Genomic DNA, 6,937 nt, shown 5'->3' with positions numbered 1-6,937 from the left:
GCGTAATAGCGGGCCCAGCCAGCGGCATTGGCCTGCTGCTGAGCGTTCCAGGCGGCCCAAGCCTGCGCATTCGCCTGCTGCTGAGCGTAAGCAACCTGTGCCTGAGGGGCGGCATAGTAACCGGCGGCAGAGTAACCATTCTGAGCGTTCGCGGCGGAAGCAACGGCGAGGAGGCTGACGGTGAGTGCGAGGCGGATGAGTGTTTTCATGGCTGCGTGGGTGGCTCTTGTTTCTGCTAGTATTTATAACGGAAATTATAGAATGTGCAACAACCATATCAGAAATTACTCAAATATTTGTAAAATTGATAAATATATGTGTATAGATACCATACATCGTATTGATTTACAGTGAGTTGTAATGGGGGAATCCTCTTCGCAGAATCGCGAAACCGCTATTTTGAGTTCATGTTAATCCCGGAAAACAAATAAAAATGGACTTCTTTGTTACAAATGACGTTAAAATACGATCATTATAGAGAGGCCAAAAAATCACTGTTTTCTAATTCTTGCGCATGGAGCGTCTTCTTTGAGAATGAGCCTCCATGAAATCTTGCCTGCAGCCTTTTCGGATACCGGTTCTGGCCTTCTTCCTTCTGGCTGCGTGCGGACGTGGTGCTGAGCCGCTGACCACGACTTATTTCTATGACGAGGAAAGTATGCGCTACCTCACCCTGCGCCAGACTTCCGCCACGGGCGTGGAGGTGATCATGCGCTGGGCCTCGGAACCGGGATCGACGGGCATGTGGACAGGGCAGGGGACCCGGAAAGACAATCTTCTTACCTTTGCCGCCTTGGTGGATGAGGGGCAGGACCGCGGATCGTATTTCATCGCCAAGGGCGGGGAGTCGAAAATGGAGATCCTGTTCAAGCCGGGGCAGAAGATGCCACAGGACCCGGGCATCCTGGGCATCTATCGCCGTGTGAGTGATGAAAAGCGGCTGCAACTGGCCCGGAAAGAATCCCAGGCAGCGGATGAGCGCCTGAGCGTGGCCTTGAAGGAGGTCTCGCACACCTGGTCAGGCGTGGACAAGACGGTGCCGCTCGACTGGAAGGCTCGCTGGCCGGCGCTGCTGGGCCGCTGGATGAAGATCGCCTATCAGCCCCCGGAGCCTGCGAAGGCGAAACCTGCGCCGTCGGCTGCTGCGGGCAAAGACGCGCCCACAGCGGAGAAGGATGTCAATTACTGGCTCAAGCTTGCCCAAGTCACAGCGGCGGCCTACGGCTTCATGCAGCAGCCCGCTGTGCTGAAGAGCTCCTCCTGGGATGGCGAGTATGACGACGGCTTTGGCGGGCATGTGAGCATCCGCAGCGCCAAGGACGGCAAGCTGCGCGTGAACCTGAACTGCACGCGGGTGAACGAAAACCAAGGCTCCGACCTCGCGGGCCAAATACCGCCTGAATCGGTGACCTCTAAGAACGATGAGACCACCGCTGCCGCCGTCTTCACCGAGACAGATGTGCCGGAAGCCGCCAAGGAGGTCAGCATCACGCTCAAGCGCAGAGGCAGCTTCCTCTGGGTGGAAACCAAACGCAAAGCGACCCCTCCCGGCAGTTTGTCATGGTTCGACGGCATCTACCGCTGGTCGCCGGTGCCGAAGGAGTGAGGGGCTGTCCGGGCGTAAGTTGGGTGTGTTTGGCGAACTAGACACTCATCAACACGCGAATGCCTCTTCGCCAAACCGCCCGACTACGAGGGCTTTCGCAGGCCCGTGTGTTTGCCGTACGCTCGCAGACGGGCGGGCTGTCGCCACACCCATCCTACGACCACGTCGAAGCCCTTGGGCTGCAAGGAAGCGTAAAGATGATGCTCTCCTAAGTGCTCAGTGCTCGAGCGAAGATAGGGGAGCACATCCACAGGCTGGCAGCCTGTGTCATCCTTCGCTACGCCTTCTTCACCGGCTGCCCTGGCGTTTCAAAGAACGAGGCGAGCGCCAGCAGGATGGCGGCGCACACCACGCAGGAATCCGCCACGTTGAAGGAAGGCCAGGGGTGGAAGGGCCAGAAGCCGAAGTCGAAGCGCAGGAAGTCCACGACGTAGCCGTCGAAGAACGTGCCGTCGAAAAGCTTGCCGCCATCGTGATTGCGGAAGAGGCGGTCGGTGAGATTGCCGAAGATGCCGGAGACCAGCAGCGCCACAGCAAGGCGGCTCAGCTTGCCGGGAAACAGGCCTTTGCCATGCATCACGTAGATGAACACGAGTGCCGCCAGCGACACGGCGGCGAAGGCGTAGTTCGCATACTGCGTGCCGTTGAACATGCCAAAGGCCACGCCGGTGTTCGACGCATGGTGCAGCCAGAAGACGCCAGGAATGACCTCCTGCTCGGTTTCATACAGCCTGAAATGCTGCACGATCCAGTTCTTGGAGATCTGGTCGAGGATGTAGAGCGGCAGCGAAAGGAGCAGGAAGAGGCGGATCATGGAAAAAATGACGAATGTCGGATGTCGAATGACGAATGGAAGAATGAAGAGAGTCAGGGAGTCTTGGCCCCATTTCGACATTCGTCATTGGCGAAGCAATCACGCGGGCTGCAGCACGACCTTGAGCAGGCCTTCCTTGTTATCGTAAAGGCGTTTGAACCAGCCGGCGCCTTCGGCCAGCGGGGCCACGGCGCTGAGCAGTGGCTCCACCTGGATGCTGCCGTCCTGAATGCGGCGGATGGCTTCGGGGTACTCCCCGGCGCAGGAGCAGGAGCCCTTGATGGTGAGCTGGCGGGTGACGACTTCCTGAAGAGGGAAGGGGGTGTTTGGCTGGAGATTGCCGATCAGCACCACCTGGCCGCCTTTGCGCACGCTGCGGATCGCGAGATCGAGCGGGGCACCGGCGCCCACGACTTCAAAGCTGGCGTCAGCACCGTCGCCGCCGCAGATCTGGCGGATGTGCATGGCCAGGCCTTCCTGCTTGGCGTTGAAGGTTTCTTCGGCACCCAGCTTGCGGGCGAGTTCCAGACGGCTGTCATCAAGATCCACGGCGATCACCTTTTCCCAGCCGCGTGCTTTCAGCGCCTGAATGACCAGCAGGCCGATCAAGCCCGCACCCACCACGACGGCGACGCCGCCATTCGCTTCGTCCGTGTCGTCTTCGACTTCGGCTCCGTGGTTGTGCTCGCAGTCATGGCCGCAGCCTTCGGTGTGGACGTGCTGGAAGGCTTCTCCCACTTCGATGCCATCGGCCAGATTCACCGCGTGCAGGGCGATGGACACTGGCTCAGCAAAGGCAGCCTTCTCATAGGAAAGGTCATCCGGGATGCGGTAGAGGATGCGGGTTGGCAGGGCGATCTTCTCAGCGAAGCAGCCATGGCGGCGGTATTCGCCGGGGGACACGCCGAGCACTTTGCGGTTCGGGCAGAGATTGACGTAGCCCAGCTTGCATTCCTCGCACTCGCCGCAGTATTCGGTGGAGTCAAAGGTCACGCGGTCGCCGAGGTTCCAGTCGGTCACGCCTTCGCCCACGGCGACGATTTCACCGGCGGCTTCATGGCCCATGACGATGGGCATCTGGCGGCGGCCGCTGCGGCCGTCCATGCCGTGGATGTCGCTGCCGCAGATGCCGCAGGCGGCGATTTTGACGAGGACTTCGCCGGCGGCTGCGGTGGGTTCAGGAAATTCGAGGTCGTAGTTGAACTCGGAGGGGGCGGTGAGGACGAGCGCTTTCATGGGGAGCGCGGATCATGCCCCGAGTGTGGCCGGAGGCAAGGAGGGAAGTTGTTTCAGCCTGCTGCATTCTGAGGCTGCTCTGGCTGCTGGGGAGGGAGGTGAGTCAATCGAATGACGAATGAGTAAATCCGAATGTCGAAGCTCATGGCGGAAGATTTATGCATTGTCCCACGGCTCCGCAGACATGCGGCGCATGTATTGTAGTTCCTGCTTTAGCAGGTTCCTGTCGCGCCATCCAGAGCCTGCTAAAGCAGGTGCTACAATACGCTCCGTGGGCACGCGGAGGTGTGCGGCCAGCTCCTCCCTTCCAAATGCAGCACCTTCGCCTTTTGCCGCTACTCCTCCCCACCAACCTTGCCGCGTCCTTCCTTGATCCCGGCGCGGTGCCGCTTGCCCGCCACGTAGCGGCGCTTCAGGCCCCGGGGGCGGGCGCGGGTCTGGCGGCGGACTTTTTCGCGGTCGTTCTGGATTTCCATCTGCGCGCTTTTGAAGGCCGCTTCTAATCGGTCGCACAACTCCTGCCGGGCGATCAGGCGGTTCTGCGACTGCGAGCGTTCGCGCTGGCAGCGCACCTCCAGGCCGCTGGGCACGTGGCGCAGCACCACAGTGGAACTGGTCTTGTTGATCTTCTGGCCGCCCGCGCCGCCGCCGCGAATAAACGACTCCTCCAGATCCTCCTCACGGATGCGGAGTTTCTGCATGCGGGTGCGCAGCGCGGGGTCATCAGGCAGATCGGCCATGCCTCAACATCGGGGCAGCGAGCCTGCACTGCAACTGAGGATGCAGAAGTTGAGATGGCCGCAAAGAGGCGCAAGAAGGAGCAAAAAATAGGGAGATGGTGATGGTCGGCTGCCCGCGAGCAAATCGGTTTCGAAAATCGCGTAAAACGGCGCAGGCCGCAGCGTGCTTCACCTTTTTGCCTTTTTTGCGCCTCTTTGCGGCCATCCCTCCGGCATTCCCACTTTCCGAAACCTTTGCATCCTGCCCGCACCCCGCTATGGCTGGACGATGGAAGAATACCACCGCCTGCTGCGCAAAGTGCTCGAACACGGAAGCTACCGTGAGGACCGCACCGGCACAGGGGCGTACTCCGTGTTTGGCGAGCAGAGCCGCTACGATCTCAGCACCACCTTCCCGCTCGTCACCACCAAGAAGCTGCACCTGCGCTCCATCATTCATGAGCTGCTGTGGTTCCTGAAGGGAGACACCAACGTGAAGTACCTGCGCGACAACAAAGTCACCATCTGGGACGAATGGGCGGACGAAAACGGCGATCTCGGCCCCGTCTACGGCGCGCAGTGGCGGCGCTGGCAGGGGGCTCCGGGGGCTGAGACACACGATCAAATCGCCAGCCTCATCCACGGCATCAAAACGAATCCCTACAGCCGCCGCCACATCGTCAGCGCCTGGAACGTGCCGCACATCGAAAAGATGGCCCTGCCACCCTGCCATTGCCTGTTTCAGTTCTTTGTGGATCGCGGCCAGCTGAGCTGCCAGCTCTACCAGCGCAGCGCCGATCTCTTCCTCGGCGTGCCCTTCAACATTGCCAGCTACGCCCTGCTCACCCAGATGGTCGCCCAGGTCTGCGACCTCCAGCCCGGCGAATTCGTCCACACCTTCGGCGATCTCCACCTCTACAAAAACCACCTCGAGCAGGCCCGCCTCCAGCTCACCCGCGAGTGCCGTGCGTTGCCCGTGATGAAGCTGAATCCTGACGTGAAGGAGATCGACGCGTTTAAGTACGAGGACTTCACGCTGGAAGGGTATGACCCGCATCCGGCGATCAAAGCGGAGATCGCGGTATAGCTGTTCATAAGGCTGAGCTCCTCGTACGCTTTGCGTCCTGGAGTGCGCCGGCCCTCCGGCGCTTTCGAGCGTCTCGTGGTCTGCGACATCTCCCCAGCCTGCGAAAAGCTCCAGGGGACTGGAGCACTCCAGGACGCTGTCACGTGGCAAATGGTCCAGAGCCATGCGTGCGCTTCGGTTCTAGGAAGCTGGCCGCGGGGTTTGAATCACCAATCGTGATCGACATCGTAATCATCTTCCACTTTCACCTTGTCAGTCTTGAAGCGCTGAATGGACTTCACCATGGCTGCACTGGTGGTTTGTTCGAACCATGCCGCCGAGCACCAGGGGTAGTCTCTGGCGATGGGGACCAACCCATAATGAACGGCGTTTGTGTGAGTGTAGTTCAGTCGTGCGAAATAGGAGGTCGTATGCGTGAGCTGGGTCTCACGGAAGTTGTGCCAGACATTGCGGCCCGGAGTTTCGTCCAGTTTATTAACCCAGCCTGCCAGTTTCACATGCAGCACTCTGAGCATGTCCTGCAGCGAACCAGGATCAGCAGGTGATTTGGCGACGAAGTGGTAGTGATTTGAAAAAAACGCCCAGGCTTCCAAGTCCCAGCCGTATTCTTTTGCGACGGACAGAAGGCCACGTTGGGCGACTTCAAGGCGCCGGGGGCTGCGGAAATGATGCGCTTTGAGGTAGGTGGCAGCCGTCACGAAATAGGTCCCGCGCTCGGTGAGCCGATGAGGCGGCGCATGAGGCCAGTCGATGATGTTTGGCATGATGCGAGGTTGTCGAAGAGCGAGGTTTTTGGCAAATCGCGACTGCGTTTTGATACGTGGTGGTGGCTATAGGAGAAAAGCATTGCGTGCGCTTTGCGTTTCGGAGTGCTCCAGTCCTCTGGAGCTTTTCGTAGGCCGTTGGACGCTCGAAAGCGCCGGAGGACCGGCGCACTCCAGGACGCTGGCGCGAACCAACACCCGCCTGAGCTTTTCGTGCCGACAAGTATGGCGGGCAGGCATCCTGCGATGAAACTGAAAGATCGCCCCCATTGGCACCTTTTCACCGCGATGCAATCTGCTGCCGCTGTTCTCCTTGTACTGCTGCTTGGCTCAATTGTGGATTTGCACGCTGCGGACGCGCCTGCGAGCAAGCCCACTCTCGCCGATGAGCCCTACGGCCCGCATGCGCGGCAGAGGCTGGACTTTTACCAAGCGAAGTCGGAGACGCCGACGCCGGTGGTGTTTTTCATCCACGGCGGGGGCTGGCTAAACGGGGACAAGGGGGCCTTTAACAATGAGAAGCCCTACCTCAATGCGGGCATCTCGGTGGTGTCGATCAACTACCGGCTGATTCCGGATGCGGAGGCGGACGGGCTGGTGCCGCCGGTGCAGGGGCCGCTGCTGGATGCGGCGCGGGCGCTGCAGTTTGTGCGCAGCAAGGCAGTGGAGTGGAATCTCGAGAGACGGCGCATCGGCGCATCGGCGCATCGG

General features: G+C 60.1%; 7 protein-coding genes and 1 pseudogene. 3 read left to right on the top strand and 5 right to left on the bottom strand.

Annotation, left to right across the window (positions count from 1 at the left end):
* Window positions 1–209 (bottom strand): hypothetical protein (locus tag WAW39_RS28570; protein ID WP_422322879.1); only part of this gene is annotated, 209 nt, incomplete at its 3' end.
* A gap of 335 nt (window positions 210–544) precedes the next feature.
* Here WAW39_RS28570 and WAW39_RS28565 point away from each other — a divergent pair.
* Window positions 545–1,606 carry a hypothetical protein gene (locus WAW39_RS28565; protein ID WP_422322877.1) on the top strand — a complete coding sequence of 354 codons (1,062 nt, stop codon included), beginning with the start codon at window positions 545–547 and terminating at the stop codon, window positions 1,604–1,606.
* Window positions 1,607–1,883: 277 nt separating this feature from the next.
* Here the strand turns inward: WAW39_RS28565 and lspA are convergent, their stop codons facing one another.
* The 3 genes from lspA to WAW39_RS28550 form a co-directional block, all read right to left on the bottom strand.
* Entirely contained in the window at window positions 1,884–2,420 is a 537-nt protein-coding gene (gene lspA, locus WAW39_RS28560; protein ID WP_422322875.1) for a signal peptidase II, read from the bottom strand.
* Between the two features lie 99 nt (window positions 2,421–2,519).
* Entirely contained in the window at window positions 2,520–3,656 is a 1,137-nt protein-coding gene (locus WAW39_RS28555; protein WP_422322873.1) for a galactitol-1-phosphate 5-dehydrogenase, read from the bottom strand.
* Between the two features lie 335 nt (window positions 3,657–3,991).
* A complete protein-coding gene (locus WAW39_RS28550; protein WP_422322871.1) occupies window positions 3,992–4,396 on the bottom strand; it encodes a peptide chain release factor-like protein in 405 nt (134 codons plus the stop codon).
* Between the two features lie 268 nt (window positions 4,397–4,664).
* Between WAW39_RS28550 and WAW39_RS28545 the strand changes: the two genes are divergently transcribed.
* Window positions 4,665–5,462, top strand: a complete 798-nt coding sequence (locus WAW39_RS28545; RefSeq protein ID WP_422322869.1) for a thymidylate synthase — start codon at window positions 4,665–4,667, stop codon at window positions 5,460–5,462.
* A 206-nt stretch (window positions 5,463–5,668) separates the two neighbouring features.
* Here the strand turns inward: WAW39_RS28545 and WAW39_RS28540 are convergent, their stop codons facing one another.
* Window positions 5,669–6,226 carry a transposase gene (locus tag WAW39_RS28540; protein ID WP_422322867.1) on the bottom strand — a complete coding sequence of 186 codons (558 nt, stop codon included), beginning with the start codon at window positions 6,224–6,226 and terminating at the stop codon, window positions 5,669–5,671.
* 288 nt (window positions 6,227–6,514) lie between these two features.
* Here WAW39_RS28540 and WAW39_RS28535 point away from each other — a divergent pair.
* Window positions 6,515–6,937 (top strand): annotated as a pseudogene (locus tag WAW39_RS28535) (alpha/beta hydrolase); the annotation flags it as partial.

Origin of the sequence: Prosthecobacter sp., from assembly GCF_049294395.1 — a bacterium.
Classification (GTDB): domain Bacteria; phylum Verrucomicrobiota; class Verrucomicrobiia; order Verrucomicrobiales; family Verrucomicrobiaceae; genus Prosthecobacter.
This window is presented reverse-complemented; position numbering and strand designations above follow the sequence as displayed.

What these genes read in the sequence shown, in the direction of transcription:
- WAW39_RS28565 (WP_422322877.1), top strand. Translation starts at nt 545, where the DNA reads ATGAAATCTTGCCTGCAGCCTTTTCGGATACCGGTTCTGGCCTTCTTC.
- lspA (WP_422322875.1), bottom strand. Translation starts at nt 2,420, where the DNA reads ATGATCCGCCTCTTCCTGCTCCTTTCGCTGCCGCTCTACATCCTCGAC.
- WAW39_RS28555 (WP_422322873.1), bottom strand. Translation starts at nt 3,656, where the DNA reads ATGAAAGCGCTCGTCCTCACCGCCCCCTCCGAGTTCAACTACGACCTC.
- WAW39_RS28550 (WP_422322871.1), bottom strand. Translation starts at nt 4,396, where the DNA reads ATGGCCGATCTGCCTGATGACCCCGCGCTGCGCACCCGCATGCAGAAA.
- WAW39_RS28545 (WP_422322869.1), top strand. Translation starts at nt 4,665, where the DNA reads ATGGAAGAATACCACCGCCTGCTGCGCAAAGTGCTCGAACACGGAAGC.
- WAW39_RS28540 (WP_422322867.1), bottom strand. Translation starts at nt 6,226, where the DNA reads ATGCCAAACATCATCGACTGGCCTCATGCGCCGCCTCATCGGCTCACC.